Raw genomic sequence first — 20,919 nt, forward strand, 5'->3', positions numbered from 1 at the left:
ATAATCATTTTTCCAAGGTTTTCTAGCAGATAGGTCAGTTTCTTTTAAAAAAACTTAAACTTTCGCCACTGCTTTTTGCAACTGCATAAGAGATTCTGCGCCCCGCTCTGTACCGGCGTCAAATTTGAGCACACGTGCCTGATCATGGTGGGTGAAATGAATCATCAGATCCGCTTGCGGCAACACGCCAGCCCCTTTCTCGGGCCACTCTATCAACAGTAATGCATCGACATTCAGTAGATCCTCGATACCTAGATAATCCAACTCCCTGGGATCGGACAGACGATAGAGGTCAAAATGGTAATAGGAACGACCCGCAAAGTCGTAGGGCTCAAGTAACGTATAGGTTGGGCTCTTTACCCTTCCCCGATACCCAAGCTGCCTCAGAAACCCCCTGACCAGGGTTGTCTTTCCTGTCCCAAGATCACCCTCGAGATAGACAATAAAGGGCGGGCTGCAGTTCAACGCCAGACAGGCGCCAACCGCCTCCTGCCGCTCTTCGCCTTCAACCTCTATTTCAAACACGAGTGCGCCTCATTCAGAAGGGTTCTGACTTCAGGCAGCAGATCACCTGCCAGAAGACCGATCTCACCATTCGCAGCGGCCCGGTCGCCTGCGGCGGCATGCAGACAGACTCCCATCTCGGCGGCCTCGCGATTGGTATAATCCTGTGCCATGAATGCACCGATGATACCGCTTAAGACATCACCGCACCCCCCCGTGGCCATTCCGGGATTACCATCACTGCAGAGTGAAGCGGGTTGGGTGCTCCCATCACATATCAGAGTGCCTGCCCCTTTCAGTATCACCACGCCGCCAAAGCGCTGCTGTATCTTTTCAGCAGCTTGAAACCTGTCATATTCAACCCTCTTCGTATCATTACCGAGAAGTCTCGATGCCTCCCCCGGGTGCGGTGTCAGGATCCAATTCTTCCGTTGCTGCGGCCACTCGGCCAACCAGTTGAGGCCATCCGCATCGATGACCACCGGCAACGTAGAATCGAGGGCGGCCCGGTAACACATCTCTCCCCACGCATTTCGTCCAAGGCCAGGCCCCAGAACCAGGGCATCAGCCCGCTGCGTCAGCTGTTCTATCTCCTGCACCTCACTCACTCCCCGCACCATCAGCTCTGGACGGCCCAGGTTTATACAATGGGCATGGTCGGGATGGGTTGCCAGGGTCACCAGCCCTACCCCGCTTCGGGCGGCCGCTTCTGCTGCCAGACGGGCGGCCCCCGAATAACCCCTGTCACCGGCGATAACCAGAAGATGTCCGAAATCACCCTTATGTGCAGTACGGCGCCTGGGTGTGACCAGACCACACCGCTTCCGCCAATCGATACGCTTGCAGGCAAGTAATTGATGGGCATAGACACGCGCAGGAATTCCTAGAGCATCGAAAATGATTTCACCACAGCAATCCGGACCACGTCCGGTGAACATCCCCTGTTTCAGGCCGATGAAACTGATGGTGGCGGCCGCCTCGATAGCGCAGCCCATAATACGGCCGGTATCGGCATGCAGCCCGGATGGGATATCGATGGCGAACACCTCTGCACGATGCCTGTTTATCTGTTCGATTGCAGAGGCCCAACGACCCGTGACATCCCGTTCGAGTCCCGTGCCCAAGACCGCGTCCACAATCAGGTCGGGGTTCCCCAAATCCTCGAAGGGCTCGATAGGATGACCCAGTGCCGTCCAGGACTCTGCCATGATCAGGGCATCGCCCTTAAGCTGCGGGGCCTCGCCCAACTGCAATACACGTACCCGCAGACCAGCCTGACTTGCCAGCCGGGCAACGACATATCCATCACCACCGTTATTTCCCGTACCACAGACCACGACGATCTCGGACAGGTCCGGCCAGCGTTGTTTCAAGAACCGATAAGCGCCGCTACCGGCACGTTCCATCAATTCTGCGCCAGGAATATCGTATTCTTCAATGGCGATACGATCGAACTCCCTTACCTGCCTCGCCCGATAGAGGGCATAAGGCAGTTCCTCGGTATGTGGCATAACACGCATTCGATAAATCTCATGGCAAGTCGATGTTTCACAAAGCGTATACAACTCATCGCTTGGGCAAACCATACCCTGTTGCGGACGAGGGTTCAAAAGCCCTGGTCAGGCATCAATGCCAACTGCTGTAACAGTCGACGGCCAGTGAAGGATTTATGATTAATACTTGTGGGAATCCGGCGATATCAAGCGCGTGGATGACAAGGCATGGCCCCACCATTCTCGGCTGTCCGGGAGCATGGCTGTTCAGGCTTGTATGGATATACGCCTGCACTATTTCTTTCAATCGCTGGCACAGGTTATCGATTCGATAACCCGGTATGATGGGTATTCGGCAAAGATGATAACCGGAGGCGGACAGACAGGAGCGGCTTGAGAGCTGGGTTATAGTAGCACTCCGACACCCGTTTAGGCGAGTTTCCCAGCCGTTGCATCCGAATGAACGATCTCTATGCAATACACATTGCAGCACACACAACTGGCACTGTTGACCCGTAAGATAAAGACTTGGGCCCATTCCCTGGGATTGAGCGCCATCGGTATCACGGACACGGACCTGACCGATGCGGAAGCCAAGCTCGAGGCGTGGCTTGCAAAAGGTTTTCACGGGGACATGGGCTATATGGAAAAACATGGCACCAAACGCAGCCGTCCCGCGGAACTGGAACCAGGCACCACCAGAATCATATCTGCCAGATTAAACTATCTACCTGAATCCCTGGCCCAATCCGAACGAATTCTTGCAGATCCTGAGCGGGCATTTGTTGCGCGTTACGCCTTGGGACGCGACTACCACAAGCTGTTACGCAAGCGATTGCAGAAGCTGGTGGAATTGATCCGCACCGAGGTGAATAACGCCGACTGCAGGGTATATGTCGATTCGGCACCGGTATTGGAAAAACCCCTGGCGCAAAAAGCGGGTCTGGGCTGGATCGGCAAGCATACCAATCTGATCGCCAGAAATGCCGGTTCCTGGTTCTTTCTGGGAGAGATCTATACCGACATACCATTACTCTGCGACTCGCCGGCTCAAGATCATTGCGGTGACTGTTCGGCCTGTATCGACTGTTGCCCCACACAGGCTATCGTAGCGCCCTATCTACTGGATGCCAGGCGTTGTATCTCCTATCTGACCATCGAACTCCAGGGTTCGATACCCGAGCATCTCAGACGAGACATGGGCAACAGAATATTTGGCTGCGACGACTGTATGCAGGTCTGCCCGTGGAACCGTTTCGCCCAACTTACCCGTGAGATCGATTTCCTCCCCCGCGCCTCCCTCGACAGCGCCACCCTTGTCGCACTCTTCAATTGGGACGAGGCCACTTTCCTGCAGCGTACCGAAGGATCTGCTATCCGGCGCTTAGGCCATAACCGCTGGTTAAGAAATATCGCCGTTGCCCTGGGCAACGCCCCGACAAATGCGGGGGTTGTGACTGCCCTGCAAGAGCGCCTCGAAGACAGCTCGCCACTGCTACGTGAACACATTGTATGGGCCTTGCAACAACATCGAAAAAGCTATCCGGGTTATCAGTGAAATAGATCGCGGATGTCAGGGCAGACGCAGGAAATGGTCCCGGTAGTAGCTCAATTCATTGATGGAATCCTTGATGTCATCCAATGCGAGATGTTTTCCCGCTTTCGAGAATCCCTCGCTCAGTGACGGCGCCCATCGATTCATCAGCTCCTTCAGGGTACTGACGTCCAGATTCCGGTAGTGAAAAAAGGCCTCAAGCTTCGGCATCGTCCGTGCCAGGAAACGTCGATCCTGACATATGCTGTTGCCACACATGGGCGAGGCGCCACTGGGCAGGTAATACTGCAAAAATTCCAGGGTTTCAGCCTCTGCCCGCGCCTCATCATAGTCACTCTTCTGGACACGCTCAATCAGCCCGGAGGCACCATGTTGACGTTGATTCCACTCATCCATCGCATCCAGCCTTTGTTGTGACTGGTGTATTGCGATCATGGGCCCCTCAGCCAGGATGTTTAGTCTTGCATCGGTGACAATCGTCGCGATCTCGATAATCTCATCACTCTGGGTATCGAGCCCAGTCATTTCCAAATCAATCCATATCAGGTTGGAGGCATCAACAGGCATCTTGTTGTCCTTTTTCATTTTCAGCCGCCAGATTCTAGCAGGAAGCTGCCACTCTCTGTATTCTAGGTCCTGAAAAACTGTGAGCATTTTTCAATTGAAATGATCTAATAGAACATTCGTACACCTCCGACTGAGTTAACAAACTGGACTGATGCCGATATTTACCCAACTATTTCTCACATTTCTCGCGATTGGCACCTTGCTTCAGCTCTGGCTGCTGTTGCGCCACCTTGGGCATGTCTCTCGACATCGTAACCAGGTACCCGGGGAATTCAGTGATAGAGTGACACTCAACGAGCATCAGAAGGCAGCGGACTACACCCGGTCCAAAGGCCGCCTTGCGATCCTTGAAGCCGTAGTGGGTGTCTCACTGTTGCTCATATGGACCCTGGGAGGAGGACTCGATCTACTCGATCACTTCTGGCGCAGCCTTGCCTGGGAAGAGATCACCGTCGGCATGCTTTTCATCTTCTCCTTCTTCCTCATCAACAGCCTGCTGGAAATGCCATTCGACCTCTATCGGACATTCCGCCTGGAAACTGCCTTCGGTTTCAACCGCACCACCCCCCAGCAATATATCAAGGACCGTCTGCTCGGCCTTATGCTCTCCATCCTGCTTGGAGGCCCCCTGCTCTGGATCGTCCTGCAACTTATGCAAGGTGCCGGTCAATACTGGTGGCTTGCCGCATGGATCGTCTGGATGGGTTTCACGCTGACCCTGAGCTGGGCTTACCCAAAGTTTATCGCTCCGTTGTTCAATCGATTTACCCCATTGGATGATGGCGATATGCGGAACCGTATCCAGTCCCTATTGCAGCGATGCGGATTTACCAGCGACGGTATCTTTGTCATGGACGGCTCAAAACGTTCAAATCACGGCAATGCCTATTTCACCGGTTTCGGTAAAAGCAAGCGCATCGTCTTTTTCGACACCCTGCTGGATGCATTGACGATTGATGAGATGGAAGCGGTCCTGGCCCACGAGCTTGGCCATTTCCGCTACAAACACATCCTGAAACAGATGTTGCTGATGGGTCTTCTCTCACTGCTCGGATTGGCCCTGCTGGGCTGGCTCTCTCAACAACCATGGTTCTACAACGGCCTGGGAATCAGCCAACCCTCCAATGCAGCCGCTCTGCTGCTGTTTATGCTGGCGATTCCGGTTTTCACCGTCTTTTTTACACCCCTGGGGAGTTACCTGTCACGTCGTTACGAGTTTCAGGCCGACGACTATGCCGCCAGGCAGACGAATGGAGAGTTTCTTGTGCAGGCATTGGTCAAACTCTACCAGGACAACGCGAGCACCTTGACCCCCGATCCGCTCTATTCACTGTTTCATGACAGTCACCCACCGGCGCCGGTGCGTATTGCCAACATCCGGAGTCGATAGACCTGAATTTATATCTATGTCAGCCAAATTTTCACACTCCCCCATACAGATAGCGAGCGCCGATGACTGGAAGAGAGGCGAATACCAGTCGTTTGCGGAACAACAGAAACCACTGGTCAATGGAGATAGCAAATGATCAAAACCGTGATACCTGCAATGATGCTGACACTCGCATCAACAACCTCACAGGCGGCCGACCCCGCAATAGGAAAGCAGTTAAACGAAGAGCACTGCATCAGGTGTCACGGCAGTGAAGTCTATACGCGGGAAAACCGACGTGTTACATCCCTGCCGGGGCTACACAAACAGGTACGCTTTTGTGAACAGAATCTTGGTCTGACCTGGTTTGATGATCAGATTGAAAGTACCGCGACATATCTCAATTTGGAGTTCTACAAGTTCGGCATCAAACCCTGAGGCTTTCGATGGCCAAACGTCGCCTGACCAAACAACAGAAAACACGTATTCAGGCCATACAGGAGAAACGTCGCAAACGACTCGATTCAAAGGCCAGGCAATCACTTTCTGAGGCTGGGGACAACCCGGCTCTGGAGGGACGCGTTATCATCCGCCACGGCGCAACCCTGGGTGTCATGAATGCACAGGGCAAGCTGTTTCGCTGTCAGACACGACAGCATATCGGCCACCCTGTGTGTGGTGATTGGGTCATTTGGCAACAGGTGGATCAGAGCACGGGTGTGGTGACGGCGCTGCAACCTCGAAGCAGTGTCCTCAGCCGCCCCGACTACAGCGGCAGACATAAACCGTTGGCGGCCAATATCACCCAATTGGTGATAGTGCTTGCACCCAAGCCGGAACCCAGTGGCTACCTACTGGACCAGTATCTGGTTACCGCCGAAACCATAGGTATTCCTCCCTTAATTGCTATCAATAAGATCGACCTGCTGGGGGGGGGACTGGAACATGAATTCATGCGGCGCTTTGAACCCTATAGGTCGATCGGATATACGGTTATCGGGGTAAGCGCCAAACGTGAACATGGATTGGATCTTCTGATCGATAATCTGAAGGATAAGACAAGTATCATGCTGGGACAGTCAGGGGTGGGTAAGTCATCGTTGGTCAATGCACTGCTGCCATCGATGAAAGTTGAAACAGGACGTCTCTCCAATGCGACCGGCCTGGGTAGACACACCACCTCGGCGGCAACCTGTTATACCCTTCCCCAGGGCGGTGAACTGATCGATTCACCGGGTGTACGCAGCTTTCGCCTTACCGATCTTTCCCGGCAGGAACTGGAACAGGGATTTATCGAATTCCGGCCGTTTCTCGGTCATTGCCGGTTTCATAATTGCAGTCACGACCATGAACCGGGTTGTGCCATTCAGGCGGCCATGGAGTGTGCCGAGATTACACCCCATCGCTTGGATAACTTCCTCAGGTTAAGCCAGGTAGCAGAGCATTGAACGATGAGAAAACCGACCCTCTTTCTGGATGGTTGGAAGGCCCTCATCCTCCGGGGAGATAAACCTGCACAGCCGCGCCACCCAGCTGTTCGGCCACACCTATCTCGATCCGACCCCCATACGCGGCAACAATATCGGCAGCGACCGAGAGTCCGATTCCCTGACCGGGTAGCTGCTGGTCGGCACGATGTCCTCGCCGTAACACCGATTCCACCTGATCTTCAGGGATACCCTTTCCATTGTCCTCCACGCTTAAATGGAGATCCTTCCCTGTTACTGCCCTGATCCGGACATGGCCATGACCGTATTTGCAGGCGTTTTCCATCAGATTCCCCAGAAGCTCCATAAGATCGCCCTCATCGCCGCGGAAAAGGACCCCTTCAGCAACATCAAGATCCCAGGTTATTCTCTGTTCCCGATAGACCTTTTCCAGAGAGCCCGCGATACGTTCCACCACCGGTTTGACGGACAGGTTTTGGGTCAGCACACTGCTCCCTGAGGCTGCTGCCCGTTGCAGCTGATGGCTGACGATCTGGTTCATGCGCTCGACCTGTTCGCGCAGCGTATTATTAGTTGCCTGCTGATTGTCACCCTCATTCTCAGCAACACCCTGCAAGACCGCCAGGGGTGTCTTGAGGCTATGGGCAAGGTCACCGAGACTGTCTCGATAACGATGTTGACGGGCCTGAGCATGGCGAATCAGGGAATTGATATTCGAGGTCAGACGATTCAGCTCCTTCGGATAGTCTCCCTTCAGTTGATCCTCGCGACCCGACTCAATCTCGGTCAGCGCCTGTGCCACTTCCCGCAACGGATGCAATCCCCAGCGCAACACCCAGCCTTGTACCAGCAACAGCAGCAGCGCTGCGCCGCCAAGCCAGAGAAAAAGGGTATCGCGGAATGCGGCAATCTGCTCCTGCAACGGTTTCAAGTCCTCTGCCACCGCCAGGACATATTGCAGTTCACGCCCTTGGAAATCCTCCCAAACCACACCGAAGCTCAATCCCATGGTAGCAGCACCATCGAGCTTGAACTGTTCGAATTTCGATTCGCCCGGCTGCATTTCGCGTACAAAGCCAAGCTTGTGTCCCACAGAAGAGGAGGATATCCAGAGGTAGCTCTCCTGCGTGCCGCTGACCTGGGCATAAAGTCCCGATTCCGGTCGGTTGAAACGAGGATCGGTCAATAGCTGAGGCATCCTGAGTCGTCCCGCTTCATCCTCCTCTGCCGCCGCCAAAAGTGCATAGACACTACTGTAAAGTCGTGCCTGTAGCGCCTCTTCACTGGCTGAGCGGAATGCCTTGTCGAGAGCCAGTCCCGTCAATCCAAGAAAGGCGCTCAATACCAGACTGGCCGCCAACAACAGGCGTTGATGTATGGAGAAGGTACGAACTTGTCCCATCCAGGCCGTTTGCTCCCTTAGTGGTAACAGTGGAAAGGATCAGCGTTCGAGGGCAAAGCGGTAACCTCGACCACGAAGAGTTTCTATCGGTTTGTAGCGCTCATCCGGATCGAGTTTTTTTCGCAGGCGGCGTACGAACACCTCGATGGTATTACTGTCGCGATCCCAATCCTGGTCGTAGATATGTTCAGTAAGATCGGTCTTTGAGATTACCTTACCGGCATGCAGCATCATGTACTCGAGCACCTTGTATTCATAGGCTGTCAATTCCACCGGATCGCCATGCAGGGTGACCGACTGGGTACGGGTATCGAGTTCCACCGGACCACCCGAAAGCACCGGTTGTGACCAACCGCCAGTACGTCGCAGCAGTGCATTAAGACGGGCCAGCAGTTCTTCCATGTGGAAAGGTTTGACCAGATAGTCATCGGCGCCCGCCTCCAGCCCCTCTACCTTGTCCTGCCAGTTGCCGCGGGCGGTCAGAATAAGAATCGGAAAGTGCTTGTCCAGCTTACGCAGCTCCCTTATCAATTCAATCCCTGATAACTTCGGCAATCCGATATCGACGATCCCCACGTCGATGCCATACTCCCTGCCGAGAAACAGTCCAGCGGCACCATCCTCGGCACTATCCACGGTATAACCCTGCTTGCGCAGTTTATCCGCCAATGGCTCGCGAATATCCGCTTCATCCTCTACTAATAACACACGCATCAGATTTTCCTTAACGACGTTCGCCACTACCTCGGCGTTTACCATTGGCTCTTATCTGCTTGCGATGTACCTTTCCATCCTTACCCAAAATACGGATGTTGTGGATTCGTACTCCATTTCTTTCCCTTGTCTCTGCTTTAATGACTCGCCCCCCCACACGCTGTTTCTCCTGCTCCACAGCCTGATCAAGACTGATATCGGCATTGGCATAGAGGCTGGATACCAGCAGCAGTGCGCACAACAGCATCTTGGAGATAAATCGAGTTCTATTCGTCATCGTCTTGGATTTATGTAGTGTTAGCTCTAATCATCACCCACTGGTCTGACAGTTATCGCAACCGGAATCCGTTTCCCGGGATGATTGTTTGTACGGGTAGTGAATTCACGCCCCTTATACCGATATGTTACATCATAGCCGATCAATTGTTCCTCATAGCGGGTGTGGTGAGTGACTTCACAACGGCGTTCCACCGATGTGGTGTAGTGCCCGCCCCGGTGCTGCTGACTGATGTCGTGACCGATGGCGCCACCGAGCAGAGTGCCCGCCAGGGTGGCTGCATCTCTGCCTCGACCACGGCCTCGACTGATCTTGTTCGCTACCACGCCACCGATAATACCGCCCAAAACCGTACCGGTGTAACGGCGCCCATCCGGATGATAGCGGTCGACCTCCTGATCCCAACACTCTCTCTCGGGATACGAAACCTCTACATTGCGGTAGATCGGCTCAACATCGATAACCTTGGCGGTATCGTGAAAGTAGTCGCGCTGACCGGCAGCGGCTGTCATCGATGCAATCATGAGTGCTGTACCAATTGTCAATGCCTCTGTCTTCATCTCTTCTCTCCTGGTCTTTAAGCTTTAATCCTGATTTGCGAGTCAGTCTCTCGATATGGTTAAAGCTTACGAGGTTGAAACTGAACCACGCCTGAACCGGAAGAGAAGAAGATATCTCCATGTTTTTCAACAGATTAAAAACACCTGAAATTGCTTCAGTGAAGAGCGTTCGTATGTCGCTCAGCGATCCCTGTACCACACCAGAATTCGGTTATTCACAGGCATCTCCACATCCTCGGAGAAGATCAGATGATTTGAGGCGGCGAGTTCATCGAGCATCTCGAAATCCCGAATGCCACTTAAGGGATCCCTTGATTTCAACCACTGATCAAACCTTTGATTGCTTTCGCTGGTATACCCTCCCTGATAGTTGAATGGGCCATAGAGCGCGAAACAGCCTCCTCGTTTCAGCACCTGCCCGACTCCCTGAAACATCAGCTCGACTTCAGGCCATGACATAATGTGGGTGGTATTGGCACTGAATATCGCATCATACTCCCCTGCAGGCCATGCACGGCTCACATCCAACCCGATCGGATTGCGAACATTGGGCAGAGCGGCCTCCCGCAACCAGGCACGGATTCCCGGGTGATTCTCCTCCATGTCACTGGTCTGCCAAGTTAGATGGGGCATGGCGGTGGCGAAGTGGACCGCATGCTGACCGGTACCGCTGCCGATCTCAAGGACGGTCTGAACATCACGGTAAAGGCGTAGAAGCACTTCCAGGATGGGCCCTTTGTTCTCATCACAGGCTTCTGAGTAGGGTTTCATGGTGTGGTTACACTAGGGCCTGTTAACAGGCTCTAGCCATTCCCTCGGCTTGAGATAGCGATCATAGAGTACCGCCTCCGCACTGCCCGGTTCCGGTTGCCAGTTGTATTGCCAGCGCACCAGGGGCGGCAGGGACATCAGTATCGATTCTGTACGTCCCCCCGACTGCAGACCGAACAGTGTGCCCCGATCGTAAACAAGATTAAACTCCACGTATCGGCCGCGGCGATAGAGCTGAAAATTGCGCTCCCGCTCACCATACTCGGTATCGCGGCGTCGTTTTACGATCGGCATGTAGGCAAGAAGATAGTGATCACCCACGCTCTGCATGAAATCGAAGCACTTTTCAAATTCCCACTCATTGAGGTCATCGAAGAAGAGGCCGCCGATGCCGCGTGGCTCCTGGCGGTGTTTGAGATAGAAATAGTCATCGCACCAGGCTTTGTATTTGGCGTACACGTCTTCACCAAAAGGGCGGCAGGCCAGGTTGGCCATTTTGTGCCAATGCCGGCAATCCTCGTCATTACCGTAGTAGGGTGTGAGATCGAATCCGCCGCCAAACCACCATACCGGTGCCTGATCCGATTTTTCTGCGATAAAAAAACGGATGTTGGCATGTGATGTGGGTACATAGGGATTGTTGGGATGAATAACCAGGGATACACCCATGGCCTCGAAGGCACGTCCTGCCAGTTCCGGTCGATGTGCGGTCGCCGAGCCAGGCAACTGATCACCGGTGACATGGGAAAAATTGACTCCAGCCTGTTCGAATACTTCACCCTCCTGGAGGACCGCGCTGATACCTCCGCCTCCCAGGTGCGCGCCAGGCTCACGCTGCCAGCTATCCTGGAAAAAGCGTGCTTTGCCATCCTCCTCTTCCAACGCACAGCAAATCGTCTGTTGCAGTTGTAGCAGGTACTCTTTGACCTGTTGCTTATCGGGTTGATCCATATCCGTCTTGACTCTTCGATTAATTAAGTTTTTTAAGTGATTGGCTGACCAATCATTGGTTCCAATATAATTGAAACTCAATAGTCATTGCCGGTCCGATAAAGTTGACCACCGGGTACCGAGGGTTAAACTAACATGCCTGTTTTCAGCACGGCCAGTCCAATATTTAAGCTCATTTTCAGATTCTTATTCGAGCCGCTTCAAAAAGACACCCATCTCTTTAGCTGCCTGGACATCCCCGCGGGCCTCAGCTACGGCAATCCCCTTCCGATAGGCCTTCCTTGCCTCTTCCTCCCTGTTCAATGCGGCCAGTGCCTTACCATACAATTTCCAACTTGCTGAATGGTTTGGATCTTGTTTCAGCGCCTCGGCCAGATGCCTTACGGCCATATCCGCATCCTTTTCCTTCAAACAGAGCGAACCCAATGTATAGCGTAACAGGGCGTTGTCATTCCCCTGTTCGAGCATCTTCTCAAGGTTTTCTCGTTGCATATTATTTCAGGCCACACGCCAGGTTACCGGGTATCGCAATATCCATGTGCTCCGGCTTGTCCAGCTTCATCGCCTGCATGATTTGAATATAGTCACTACGCGGGATTGCGTTCCCCAACCTGGGATTGCAACGCTTCTCTTCACCCACCGTGCTGCTGGTAAAACCGTTATAGTCATGGGCTGGATATATCACCGTATCATCCGCAAGGCTGAACAACCTTTGGGTGATTGAGTCGTAGGATAAGCCAGGATCCCCCGACTGAAAGTCAGTACGGCCACTGCCGCGTATCAAGAGGATATCGCCGGTAAAAACCACTCCTTCGGTAAGAATGGAGATATCGTTATCGGTATGCCCCGGCGTGTAGATGATCTCGAGCTTTGCATCACCCAGATGAACGATATCGCCATCGGTCAGTTTGAGATCAGTACAATCGCATGCCGCCTTTTCATGTACCGCCACTTGACAACCCAGCCGTTCGCGAAGCTGTCCGCTTCCTGTGATGTGGTCTGCGTGAATATGGGTTTCCAAGGCGACTTTCAGGGTCAGGCCCAACTCATCGATCAACCTGGCATCACGTTCAACCTGTTCGCTCACTGAGTCGATAATCGCTGTCTCACGGCTGGCTGCTTCCCATACCAGGTAGGTATAGGTGCTCGATTGTGGATCGAATAGCTGTCGTATGTGCATCTTCACAATAGTTACCGCCTCGCCCCTGTTGAGGTGTATTATTGTCATTAGATGTGGGTAGTCAAAGATCATTCAACCCAGGGGGTTTCAGGGAAATGTTCAACAGATGATTTGCTACTATTTCCATTAACCTATAGTGATTTGCCCATGACTATCGACAAGGCACGCGAGATTATCAAACAACAGATCAGTTTCGGCAGCGGTTACAACCGCAATGCTGTGCGCCTGCTGCTTGGTGAAATACAGCGTGAATATGGCCTGCAGGCTGGTGACCAGCTGATTGAAGAGCTGAACCTGGAACAGGTCTTCGGACTACATCCGGGCACTGACTTTACCCACGTGGCCCACTAGACCGCGTATCAGATCCAAAATAGTATTCAGTTACAATATTTGTACATCATCATTCATAGCGGTAGAGCCACAATCTACCTGATCGGCTGCAAATGAACGCCAATCACCGCAGATTTTTACAAATAGATGATGTGGTGATTCAGTATATGATTTGGCGTCGATTCGCGGTGATTGGCATTCATTTGCGGCTTTGTTCTGTTAGCCAACCATCACTCGTGTCGGATCCCCGCTTGTCATGATTTTTCCGCTACCAGCATTGCCACATCCCGCGTACCTTCCTCCAGGTTACCCAAAAGATTCTCCTCACGGTAATATCGCAGTTTCAAACTGGAGAACAGTTGCAACAGCTCATTATCAGCCAATCTGAAGGCCGGGTTACTCGGTCCCAGGTTCGACACAGCAGCCTGTATGAAGGTCTGATAGAAGATCAAACCGCCTGGTAACAATGCCTCGATCAGATCGGGTATCAAGGTCCTCTCAAGATAATAACTGACGACTATCAGATCATAGCTGTTGGGAGATGGAGGCAACTGTTCTACATCACGCACTTCTGCTGATAGATTCTTCAATCCCGCTTCTGCGGCATAGGCATTAAGCCGCTGAATGGCGACGGGAGAGATATCCCATGCCACTGTATCCAGTCCCTGACGCGCCAGGGTCAGCGCATTGCCTCCTATTCCACAGGCAAGATCCAGTGCAGTACCCTCGGTTGGCAGCAGATGCAGATTTCTTTCCAGAACCTCTGCGGGAGTGGGACGTTTATCCGCATCGGCATGGCGCCTGTCCCACTTGTCACGCAGGCTTTGAAAATCATTGCTGTTCACAAACTATCGAGACCGCGGGCCAGATCGTTTTTGATATCCTCAACATTTTCCAGCCCCACAGCGATGCGGACCAGACCGTTTTGTATTCCGGCCTGGGTTCGCTCCTCGGGTGTCAATCTGCCGTGTGTCGTGGTCGCCGGATGGGTGATGGTCGTCTTGGTATCACCAAGATTGGCCGTGATTGAGAGTACCCGGGTGGAATCGATGACTGTCCATGCCGCCGGCTGCCCACCCTTGACATTGAAAGAGACAATACTGCCGGGCGCACGCTGCTGTTTCATCGCCAGGGTGTGTTGAGGATGGCTCGCAAGACCGGGAAAATAGACATGCTCGACCTGTGGATGCTGCTCCAGCCATTCAGCCAGTACTTGGGCATTGCGTGAATGGGCGTGCATGCGCAGTTCGAGTGTTTCAAGTCCCTTAAGGAAGACCCAGGCGTTAAATGGACTCATGGTTGGACCTGCGGTTCGCAGTACCCCGAACACAGCATCGCCAACCACTTCTTGACTGCCCACCACAGCCCCCCCGACACAACGCCCCTGGCCATCCAGAAATTTTGTTGCCGAGTGAATGACGATGTCCGCCCCCAACTTGAGTGGTTGCTGCAGGGCAGGTGTGCAAAAGCAGTTGTCCACCACGAGCAGGCAATCGCGGGCATGCGCCAACTCGCTCAAGTGAGTGATATCAGCCACATCTGTCAGTGGGTTGGAAGGGGTCTCGAGAAACAGCAGTTTCGTTTCCGGACGAAGCGCGGCCTCCCAGGCCTGAAGATCATTGAGGTCGACAAAACTGGTCTCGATACCGAATCGGGTGAGATACTTGTTGAACAGCATCGTGGTCGACCCGAACACGCTTTGCGATGAGACGATATGGTCACCCGTCTGCAGTAAGCCGATGCATGTCGACATGATTGCCGACATGCCGGATGCAGTGGCAACGCAACACTCACCTCCCTCCAACACCGCCAGTCGCTCTTCGAAAGTTCTTACCGTGGGATTGGTGAAACGTGAATAGATGTTACCCGGCTCATCACCACTGAATCGCGCCGCAGCCTCGGCGGCGCTACGGAAGACAAAGCTGGAAGTCGGAAAGATCGGTTCCGCATGTTCCCCTTCCGGTGTACGGTGGTGTCCTACGCGCACAGCCTGGGTAGAAAACCCCCAATCTCCATAATTCTGTTCCCCCATAACCCATCCTCGTTCTTCATATATTCTCTGATTCGTTGTGTCGTTACATGAGCGCCATTCTACAACTCAGCTTGCCGATATGCTTCTCTTTTCTACTTTGCGGGATAGGTCCTCATCGAGTTGTTGAGCGAAGTAGTCCTCCAGGAAGAGATCAAAACTGACTCTGTCTGATGCCTCCAACTCCCGCTGGCGCTGCCATGAATCGGTCGCCTCCTGACCCAGCAACAGTTGATCCTGACTTGAGTGCTCCTGCTGCATAAAGGTGTGTTGGTGCTGCTTCGACATACGCTGGGCAAACTGGAAAAAACTCTCCCCTTTGTCACGCATCTCCGCGAGCATGCGCGCCGAGGGAGTCAGATCGGCATCCTGCAGGCGATAGCGCTGTATCATCAGGCTTTCACTATAAGGATTGCCCGGCATACCCGCTTCCAGCATCTCGCATAAAGGCAGCATAGCGTCGCAGATCTCCAATCCCCAACTCCGCAAAGCAACCTTCTCACCATTACGCTGCAGCATCAATCCGGGTTTTCTCCCCTGGTGGGCGGCCGTCAACTCGTTCCAGTCGATCTCCTTCTGTTCCGCCACATTGATCGCCGGACTTGCGTGCAGCAGACACATCAGCATCAGGGCCTCGATAAAAAAGATCTGCTCTTCTGCGATACCCAGTGGATGAAAGGCATTCACATCCAGGGAGCGCAATTCCACATAACGCACCCCACGACGCTGCAGGGCATGGATCGGCTTCTCCATCATCTCGGGAATCTGTTTGGGACGCACCGTACTGTAGTACTCGTTCTCGATCTGCAGAATATTGGCGTTCAGCTGCTCATAACGACCATCGACCTTGACACCAATGGCTTGATAGATCGGACAGGGTGTTTCGATGGCCCGGGAGAGTGTTTCGATGTAGGCGTTGAGGCAATCGTAACAGGCTTTGATACCGGTACCCTGTTCCTTACTGTTCTGATAACCGATATCCCCCATCCTTAAAGAGGTGGCATAGGGTGAATAGTAACTGTATTCATCAAACACCTGCAGCGTGGTAGGTCTGCCTCCGAGAAAGGATTTGCACACTGCAGGAGAAGCCCCGAACAGGTAGGGAATCAGCCAGCCGACACGCTGCAGGTTGCGCAGCATGGCAAAATAGGATTCCGAAATAAAAGTCTGTATCGGTGTTTCATCCTGTTCCAAGTTTTGAAACACCTGCCAGAACGGCAGTGGTATAGAGTAGTTGAAATGGACCCCGGCTATCACCTGCATAACTCTGCCGTAGCGGTGACCCAACCCTCTGCGGTAGACGGTCTTCATCATACCGGCATTGGAGTCGCCATATTCTGCAATCGGAATCAGTTCATCGCTTTCGACTATACAGGGCATACTGGTTGACCAGAGGATCTCATCACCCAGATGCTGGTAGAGGAAATGGTGCGCCTCGGACAAAAACCGTAACGGCTCTTCACGATCTGCTGAAGGTGGCGTGATGATTTCGGTCAGGGCTTCGGAATAATCCGTCGTTATGTACCTGTTGGTCAGTGCAGATCCTAATGCCTCGGGATGTCTCTTTTGCGAGATACAGCCGGACGGGGATACCCGCAATCCCTCTTTTTCCAGACCTATCAGCCCCCCTCTCAGCAGCCCGGCCTGATCTGCTTGACGCAGTTTTTCCAAGCGTTGTTCAAGTGTCGTATACAAACCGGGAGCAGTCCATGTTGTAGATTGGATCGAGGCCGGAACCAAATTGATGATTCTGACTTAATTTGTAAACATGCAATGAGGCAATATACAGGCCAGGTGAATTTATGCCGCACGGGGGCGTAGACTGAAGGCACGCATCATACCATCAATTGTCATTTTGAAGCATGCTTTTACAGGCTAGCGCATCACCGCCCTGGGCGCCTGCATTCGGATCGAGTCCGTCAGAATGCGGGCCGCTTCGTTCAACTCGATGCGTTGTGTCGCTTCCGACTCCTTGTCATCAACATCAACATCCATGTCTTCCTGGTCGATGGATTTGATTGCCTGCAGACCTTGTGACGCCCTGAAGCGGTTCTTGTGCACTAGCTGCTCCTGCTCACGATCATCCCATTCAGACCGGCGGCGGCTCTCCAGCAGACTTGTTTCTGTACGCTTGTCCAGTGCCTGGAAGCGTTTTTCCCGATCGACCAGCATTTCGAATCCGGGATCATGCTCAACCCGGCTCATGTGGTTATCAATGAGATGGGGTACCGCCCATTTCCCTTTGGTAACAAAATTGGCCGGTCTGATCTGTGCCCAGGGCAGCGCATTCTCCAATGAACGCTCCCCGAAATCTTCTGAGTATTTCGCCATTGGAAACTGGATATCGGGCACCACTCCCCGGTGCTGGGTGCTGCCGCCATTGATGCGGAAGAACTGCGCCATGGTCAGCCGCAATCGGCCCAGGTCTTTCTTGCGGCCGGGCACGAAGCGCCCCAGATCCACCAGCGTCTGCACGGTTCCCTTACCGAAAGTGGGTTCGCCGATGACGATGCCCCGCTTGTAATCCTGGATGGCACCGGCAAATATCTCCGAGGCAGAGGCACTGTTGCGATCGACCAGAACCGCCAATGGTCCCTCGTAGGCTATGGTTTGATCCGGATCCTGCTCGATCTCGATCTTACCGAAGGCGTCCTTGATCTGAACCACGGGTCCGGAATCGATGAACAACCCTGTCAGTTCGGTCGCTTCGGACAGTGAGCCGCCACCGTTTTCCCGCAGATCGATGACGATGCCGTTGACACCCTGCTGCTTCAGATCACCCAGGAGATTGCGCACATCCCTGGTGGTGCTGCGGAAATCCTCATCCCCTCTCGCCTCGGCGGCGAAATCACGGTAGAAAGTCGGCACTTCGACAACACCGATACGCATACCCTTCATACCGTCCAGGTCTTCGATGATATAGCTCTTCGCCGCCTGCTCCTCAAGCTTTATCTTGTTGCGCACGAGGGTGATGGTCTTGCGCTTGGAACCGGTTTCAGTCCCCTTTGGCAGGATGTCGAGCCTGACGACCGAGCCCTTGGGACCACGGATCTGCTCCACCACATCCTGCAATCGCCAACCGACGATATCGATGATTTCACCCTCCAGCCCCTGACCGACACCGACAATACGATCACCCGAATGCAACAGATCACTCTGTTCAGCGGGTCCGCCTATCACTGTCTTCTGGACCACGGTAAAGCCGTCTTCATCCTTGAGTACTGCACCTATGCCTTCCAGGGAGAGACGCATGCTGATATCGAAGTTTTCCGATGTGCTCGGCGACATGTAACTGGTGTGGGGTTCCAGGCTCAGGGTATAGGCATTGATAAAGGTCTGAAAAACATCGTTGGCATCAAACTGCTCCACCCGGCTCAAGAGACGTTTATAGCGTTCACTCAGGGTTTTACGAATCTCATCGTCTTTTTTATCCATCAACCGCAGATTGAGGAAATCATTTTTTACCCGCTTGCGCCAAATTTCCTGCAGCTCAGTACGGGTTTGAGGCCAGGGTTCTTCGTCACGCTCGAATCGATAACTCTCATCGACTGTGAAATCGAACGCTTTATCAACCAGTTTTTGCGCATGGGCCACCGCCTCCGCCACACGTTTGCGATAGAGGCGAAAAATCTCAAAGGCAGGTTCGATTCTGGCATTCTTCAGGTAGTCATCGAGCTTATCCTGATAGAGTGAGAAACGAACGATATCCCTGGCACGAAAAAAAGAGCGGTTGGGATCGAGGGCGTCAAAGTAACGATCGAGGATCATCTTTGACATGGCATCGTCGAGTGCAGCCTCTTTGTAATGGTATTTTTCGATAACCTTGACGATGACATTTGCCGTTTGCTGCTGCTCCGGAGTCGGTTGTAGTTCGCTGATCGGGACAACCTGGCGATTGGCCCATAGCGCCGTATTGCTGAACAGAAACAGCGAACTGAGCAGAATAACCTTAAAAAATCTCATGTAACTACCTGGCCTTTTTTTGCACCTTAACAGTCAACACTTGACTATACATCATAGTAAACAGGACTAGGATTGGACTGGATTACCGTATCACTGGTTCAATTTAGTGCCTAAAAGGTGTACTGGACCGCAAGATAAAGCCCCACCCGCCTATATATTCTCGTGCAGACCCTGTACCAGATCCAGATAACCGGGCGTTTCGGGATTTATAATCCCATGGCGCACTAGAAAGTCAATCACCACAAGATTGCAGTTGAGCTTGAATTCATCGCTCTTTGCAACCAGTCTCGCCACCTCGTCTACAGGCAGCAGCATGAACTCAGCCACTTCGCCGTCACTGTTGTGGGGTAGGAAATCACCCGGGAGCTCAAGATCATAACAATAGAGCGTATCGGGTTTCAGTCCGACAGCTGTCTCAGTGCAATAGGTCAGAACACCCACGGAGATCGCTCGGTTCGCCAGCGATGGCGGCACATTGGCCTCTTCCATGCACTCCTTGCGCAGATTCTCGGCAAGGGAGATGTTGTAGGGCAGTCCCCCTGCCACCATATTGTCCAGACAACCGGGAAAGTTACGCCGGTCGGCCGAACGTCTTGCGATCCAGAGTTTCAGCACCTCTCCATGGCGGACGAAACCATTCAGATGTTGACCATAGGCGCGCAATCCGAAATAGGGAGCGCTGGCGCGATCCATCGTGGCAATCGCCGTCTCCCTGCCAGCGTGAGTAACCGGATACTGTTCACCGTGGATATGGGATATGACCCCCTCATCAACCAAGGTCGAGGTGATCTCCGCAAACAGTCCGGTACGGGCTTCGAAGCTGTCGTAATGGCCTTGGAGATGAAGGCCCTCATCATCCTGTCTGAAGGCATCGGACCATTGACCGAGGGCCTTCCAAACAGGTTGCTTTAGACGTCCGATACGCTGCCCCTGGAAGAAGAGCGATTTGAAGTTTCCCGGACTCCAGTGATTTAGGCGCTCGATATGGCGCAGATACCCTTGCATGCTCATGGATTGATGGACGCTTTCGTCTCCAGTGGATTGGCTATTTACGCAGTCATATCATCCGATCCGTCACTGCGGCGAAGAGACAATCATACAACCGTGCATGCGGGGCTGTTAACACCCATCCAACAGGCTGATCAAAGCGTTGTCCCGTTATGTATAGGATCTGAGCAACCCCCGCAGCACCCCTTGTATGCTGACCTCTTCCGGCCGATAGACCATCGCACTCATCGAGTGGTTTGCGGGATGAAGTACAATCTCACCCGGACGCTGCTCGATTCTCTTCAGTGTGGCCTCCTCGTTATGGATCAATGCCACAACGATATCACCATTTTGCGCATGCTCCTGCTGCTCGATAACCACATAGTCACCGTGGTGGATGCCTTCATCGATCATCGAATCCCCTGACACCTGGAGAACATAACATGGCCCCTTTCCCAGCAACTCATCGGGAACCTGCATCGGCTCTGCGTTGGTAATGGCTTCTATAGGCCTGCCGGCAGCGATGCGGCTGAGATAGGGAATACCCTGCTCCACACCGTGCTCAACTAGGCGAATACCCCGTTTCAGACCTTCCATGGGCTCCACCAATCCCGCCTCAACCAGCGCCTGGATATGTTTGTGCAACGAACCCCGGGATTTCAGCCCGAGCAACCTGCAGACCTCGTCATAGGTGGGGGCATGCTCATAGTGCTCGCTACAGTCACGCAGGGCTTGGTATATCTCCTGCTGGCGTCGGGTCAATTTCATTGGGATCCTTGATTTGTTCTCCGGTTGTTCTCTATTCTATACCAGGAGAAC

General features: G+C 53.2%; 22 protein-coding genes. 5 read left to right on the forward strand and 17 right to left on the reverse strand.

Annotated features, from left to right (window positions below; translation table 11 throughout):
- Positions 1-54: 54 nt before the first annotated feature.
- Positions 55-525: a tRNA (adenosine(37)-N6)-threonylcarbamoyltransferase complex ATPase subunit type 1 TsaE gene (tsaE, locus tag CODIS_RS13180; protein WP_069125894.1), complete on the reverse strand. Its 471-nt coding sequence runs from the start codon at positions 523-525 to the stop codon at positions 55-57.
- Positions 513-2,024 (reverse strand): NAD(P)H-hydrate dehydratase, encoded by a 1,512-nt coding sequence (locus CODIS_RS13185; protein WP_320410405.1) that lies wholly within the window; start codon positions 2,022-2,024, stop codon positions 513-515. Before CODIS_RS13185 ends, tsaE begins: the two co-directional genes overlap by 13 nt.
- A gap of 445 nt (positions 2,025-2,469) precedes the next feature.
- Between CODIS_RS13185 and queG the strand changes: the two genes are divergently transcribed.
- On the forward strand, positions 2,470-3,555 hold the full coding sequence (gene queG / locus CODIS_RS13190) for a tRNA epoxyqueuosine(34) reductase QueG (RefSeq protein WP_069125897.1): 1,086 nt from the start codon (positions 2,470-2,472) through the stop codon (positions 3,553-3,555).
- 15 nt (positions 3,556-3,570) lie between these two features.
- On the opposite strand, the gene orn is transcribed toward queG, so the two are convergent.
- A complete protein-coding gene (gene orn, locus CODIS_RS13195) occupies positions 3,571-4,119 on the reverse strand; it encodes an oligoribonuclease (RefSeq protein WP_069126110.1) in 549 nt (182 codons plus the stop codon).
- Between the two features lie 151 nt (positions 4,120-4,270).
- Here orn and CODIS_RS13200 point away from each other — a divergent pair, with 151 nt between their 5' ends.
- The 3 genes from CODIS_RS13200 (at position 4,271) to rsgA (ending at position 6,936) form a co-directional block, all read left to right on the forward strand.
- The gene (locus CODIS_RS13200; RefSeq protein WP_069125899.1) at positions 4,271-5,509 is read left to right on the forward strand and encodes a M48 family metallopeptidase; all 1,239 of its coding nucleotides are present in this window, start codon (positions 4,271-4,273) and stop codon (positions 5,507-5,509) included.
- Between the two features lie 132 nt (positions 5,510-5,641).
- Positions 5,642-5,926: a green heme protein gene (locus tag CODIS_RS13205; RefSeq protein WP_069125902.1), complete on the forward strand. Its 285-nt coding sequence runs from the start codon at positions 5,642-5,644 to the stop codon at positions 5,924-5,926.
- Positions 5,927-5,934: 8 nt separating this feature from the next.
- Positions 5,935-6,936, forward strand: coding sequence for a small ribosomal subunit biogenesis GTPase RsgA (rsgA, locus tag CODIS_RS13210; protein ID WP_069125904.1), 1,002 nt, complete (start codon positions 5,935-5,937; stop codon positions 6,934-6,936).
- Between the two features lie 43 nt (positions 6,937-6,979).
- Here rsgA and CODIS_RS13215 read toward each other — a convergent pair whose 3' ends face one another.
- The 8 genes from CODIS_RS13215 to CODIS_RS13250 all read right to left on the reverse strand — a co-directional run bounded on the left by CODIS_RS13215 (position 6,980) and on the right by CODIS_RS13250 (position 12,791).
- Positions 6,980-8,338 (reverse strand): ATP-binding protein, encoded by a 1,359-nt coding sequence (locus tag CODIS_RS13215; protein ID WP_069125910.1) that lies wholly within the window; start codon positions 8,336-8,338, stop codon positions 6,980-6,982.
- A gap of 39 nt (positions 8,339-8,377) precedes the next feature.
- Positions 8,378-9,052 carry a response regulator transcription factor gene (locus tag CODIS_RS13220; protein ID WP_069126114.1) on the reverse strand — a complete coding sequence of 225 codons (675 nt, stop codon included), beginning with the start codon at positions 9,050-9,052 and terminating at the stop codon, positions 8,378-8,380.
- A gap of 10 nt (positions 9,053-9,062) precedes the next feature.
- Positions 9,063-9,329: a PepSY domain-containing protein gene (locus CODIS_RS13225; RefSeq protein ID WP_069125911.1), complete on the reverse strand. Its 267-nt coding sequence runs from the start codon at positions 9,327-9,329 to the stop codon at positions 9,063-9,065.
- Between the two features lie 26 nt (positions 9,330-9,355).
- Positions 9,356-9,889, reverse strand: a complete 534-nt coding sequence (locus CODIS_RS13230; protein ID WP_069125914.1) for a glycine zipper 2TM domain-containing protein — start codon at positions 9,887-9,889, stop codon at positions 9,356-9,358.
- A 180-nt stretch (positions 9,890-10,069) separates the two neighbouring features.
- Positions 10,070-10,660: a DUF938 domain-containing protein gene (locus tag CODIS_RS13235; RefSeq protein WP_069125917.1), complete on the reverse strand. Its 591-nt coding sequence runs from the start codon at positions 10,658-10,660 to the stop codon at positions 10,070-10,072.
- A gap of 12 nt (positions 10,661-10,672) precedes the next feature.
- On the reverse strand, positions 10,673-11,611 hold the full coding sequence (gene hemF / locus CODIS_RS13240) for an oxygen-dependent coproporphyrinogen oxidase (RefSeq protein ID WP_069125924.1): 939 nt from the start codon (positions 11,609-11,611) through the stop codon (positions 10,673-10,675).
- Positions 11,612-11,797: 186 nt separating this feature from the next.
- Positions 11,798-12,103, reverse strand: coding sequence for a tetratricopeptide repeat protein (locus tag CODIS_RS13245; protein ID WP_069125927.1), 306 nt, complete (start codon positions 12,101-12,103; stop codon positions 11,798-11,800).
- 1 nt (position 12,104) lies between these two features.
- On the reverse strand, positions 12,105-12,791 hold the full coding sequence (locus tag CODIS_RS13250; protein ID WP_069125929.1) for an MBL fold metallo-hydrolase: 687 nt from the start codon (positions 12,789-12,791) through the stop codon (positions 12,105-12,107).
- 147 nt (positions 12,792-12,938) lie between these two features.
- On the opposite strand from CODIS_RS13250, the gene CODIS_RS13255 reads away from it, so the two are divergent.
- Positions 12,939-13,142 carry a hypothetical protein gene (locus CODIS_RS13255; RefSeq protein ID WP_069126119.1) on the forward strand — a complete coding sequence of 68 codons (204 nt, stop codon included), beginning with the start codon at positions 12,939-12,941 and terminating at the stop codon, positions 13,140-13,142.
- 233 nt (positions 13,143-13,375) lie between these two features.
- Here the strand turns inward: CODIS_RS13255 and CODIS_RS13260 are convergent, their stop codons facing one another.
- The 6 genes from CODIS_RS13260 to lexA all read right to left on the reverse strand — a co-directional run bounded on the left by CODIS_RS13260 (position 13,376) and on the right by lexA (position 20,868).
- Complete coding sequence (locus CODIS_RS13260; RefSeq protein ID WP_069125935.1) at positions 13,376-13,966, reverse strand: class I SAM-dependent methyltransferase; 591 nt, start codon at positions 13,964-13,966, stop codon at positions 13,376-13,378.
- On the reverse strand, positions 13,963-15,153 hold the full coding sequence (locus CODIS_RS13265) for an O-succinylhomoserine sulfhydrylase (protein ID WP_069125937.1): 1,191 nt from the start codon (positions 15,151-15,153) through the stop codon (positions 13,963-13,965). The genes CODIS_RS13260 and CODIS_RS13265 overlap by 4 nt, the downstream gene beginning before the upstream one ends.
- 66 nt (positions 15,154-15,219) lie before the next feature.
- Entirely contained in the window at positions 15,220-16,845 is a 1,626-nt protein-coding gene (gene gshA, locus CODIS_RS13270; RefSeq protein WP_069125941.1) for a glutamate--cysteine ligase, read from the reverse strand.
- 180 nt (positions 16,846-17,025) lie between these two features.
- Positions 17,026-19,113 carry a carboxy terminal-processing peptidase gene (locus CODIS_RS13275; RefSeq protein ID WP_069125944.1) on the reverse strand — a complete coding sequence of 696 codons (2,088 nt, stop codon included), beginning with the start codon at positions 19,111-19,113 and terminating at the stop codon, positions 17,026-17,028.
- Between the two features lie 150 nt (positions 19,114-19,263).
- Entirely contained in the window at positions 19,264-20,124 is an 861-nt protein-coding gene (locus CODIS_RS13280; protein ID WP_069125947.1) for a DUF4743 domain-containing protein, read from the reverse strand.
- Between the two features lie 147 nt (positions 20,125-20,271).
- Entirely contained in the window at positions 20,272-20,868 is a 597-nt protein-coding gene (gene lexA / locus CODIS_RS13285; protein WP_069125952.1) for a transcriptional repressor LexA, read from the reverse strand.
- Between the last annotated feature and the right edge of the window lie 51 nt (positions 20,869-20,919).

Source organism: Candidatus Thiodiazotropha endolucinida (assembly GCF_001715975.1).
Classification (GTDB): Bacteria; Pseudomonadota; Gammaproteobacteria; order Chromatiales; family Chromatiaceae; genus Thiodiazotropha; species Thiodiazotropha endolucinida.

Excerpts from the sequence above, each read along its gene's own strand:
- CODIS_RS13185 (WP_320410405.1), bottom strand. The coding sequence starts at position 2,024 with ATGCGTGTTATGCCACATACCGAGGAACTGCCTTATGCCCTCTATCGG.
- queG (WP_069125897.1), top strand. The coding sequence starts at position 2,470 with ATGCAATACACATTGCAGCACACACAACTGGCACTGTTGACCCGTAAG.
- orn (WP_069126110.1), bottom strand. The coding sequence starts at position 4,119 with ATGCCTGTTGATGCCTCCAACCTGATATGGATTGATTTGGAAATGACT.
- CODIS_RS13200 (WP_069125899.1), top strand. The coding sequence starts at position 4,271 with ATGCCGATATTTACCCAACTATTTCTCACATTTCTCGCGATTGGCACC.
- CODIS_RS13205 (WP_069125902.1), top strand. The coding sequence starts at position 5,642 with ATGATCAAAACCGTGATACCTGCAATGATGCTGACACTCGCATCAACA.
- rsgA (WP_069125904.1), top strand. The coding sequence starts at position 5,935 with ATGGCCAAACGTCGCCTGACCAAACAACAGAAAACACGTATTCAGGCC.
- CODIS_RS13215 (WP_069125910.1), bottom strand. The coding sequence starts at position 8,338 with ATGGGACAAGTTCGTACCTTCTCCATACATCAACGCCTGTTGTTGGCG.
- CODIS_RS13220 (WP_069126114.1), bottom strand. The coding sequence starts at position 9,052 with ATGCGTGTGTTATTAGTAGAGGATGAAGCGGATATTCGCGAGCCATTG.
- CODIS_RS13225 (WP_069125911.1), bottom strand. The coding sequence starts at position 9,329 with ATGACGAATAGAACTCGATTTATCTCCAAGATGCTGTTGTGCGCACTG.
- CODIS_RS13230 (WP_069125914.1), bottom strand. The coding sequence starts at position 9,889 with ATGAAGACAGAGGCATTGACAATTGGTACAGCACTCATGATTGCATCG.
- CODIS_RS13235 (WP_069125917.1), bottom strand. The coding sequence starts at position 10,660 with ATGAAACCCTACTCAGAAGCCTGTGATGAGAACAAAGGGCCCATCCTG.
- hemF (WP_069125924.1), bottom strand. The coding sequence starts at position 11,611 with ATGGATCAACCCGATAAGCAACAGGTCAAAGAGTACCTGCTACAACTG.
- CODIS_RS13245 (WP_069125927.1), bottom strand. The coding sequence starts at position 12,103 with ATGCAACGAGAAAACCTTGAGAAGATGCTCGAACAGGGGAATGACAAC.
- CODIS_RS13250 (WP_069125929.1), bottom strand. The coding sequence starts at position 12,791 with ATGCACATACGACAGCTATTCGATCCACAATCGAGCACCTATACCTAC.
- CODIS_RS13255 (WP_069126119.1), top strand. The coding sequence starts at position 12,939 with ATGACTATCGACAAGGCACGCGAGATTATCAAACAACAGATCAGTTTC.
- CODIS_RS13265 (WP_069125937.1), bottom strand. The coding sequence starts at position 15,153 with ATGGGGGAACAGAATTATGGAGATTGGGGGTTTTCTACCCAGGCTGTG.
- CODIS_RS13275 (WP_069125944.1), bottom strand. The coding sequence starts at position 19,113 with ATGAGATTTTTTAAGGTTATTCTGCTCAGTTCGCTGTTTCTGTTCAGC.
- CODIS_RS13280 (WP_069125947.1), bottom strand. The coding sequence starts at position 20,124 with ATGAGCATGCAAGGGTATCTGCGCCATATCGAGCGCCTAAATCACTGG.
- lexA (WP_069125952.1), bottom strand. The coding sequence starts at position 20,868 with ATGAAATTGACCCGACGCCAGCAGGAGATATACCAAGCCCTGCGTGAC.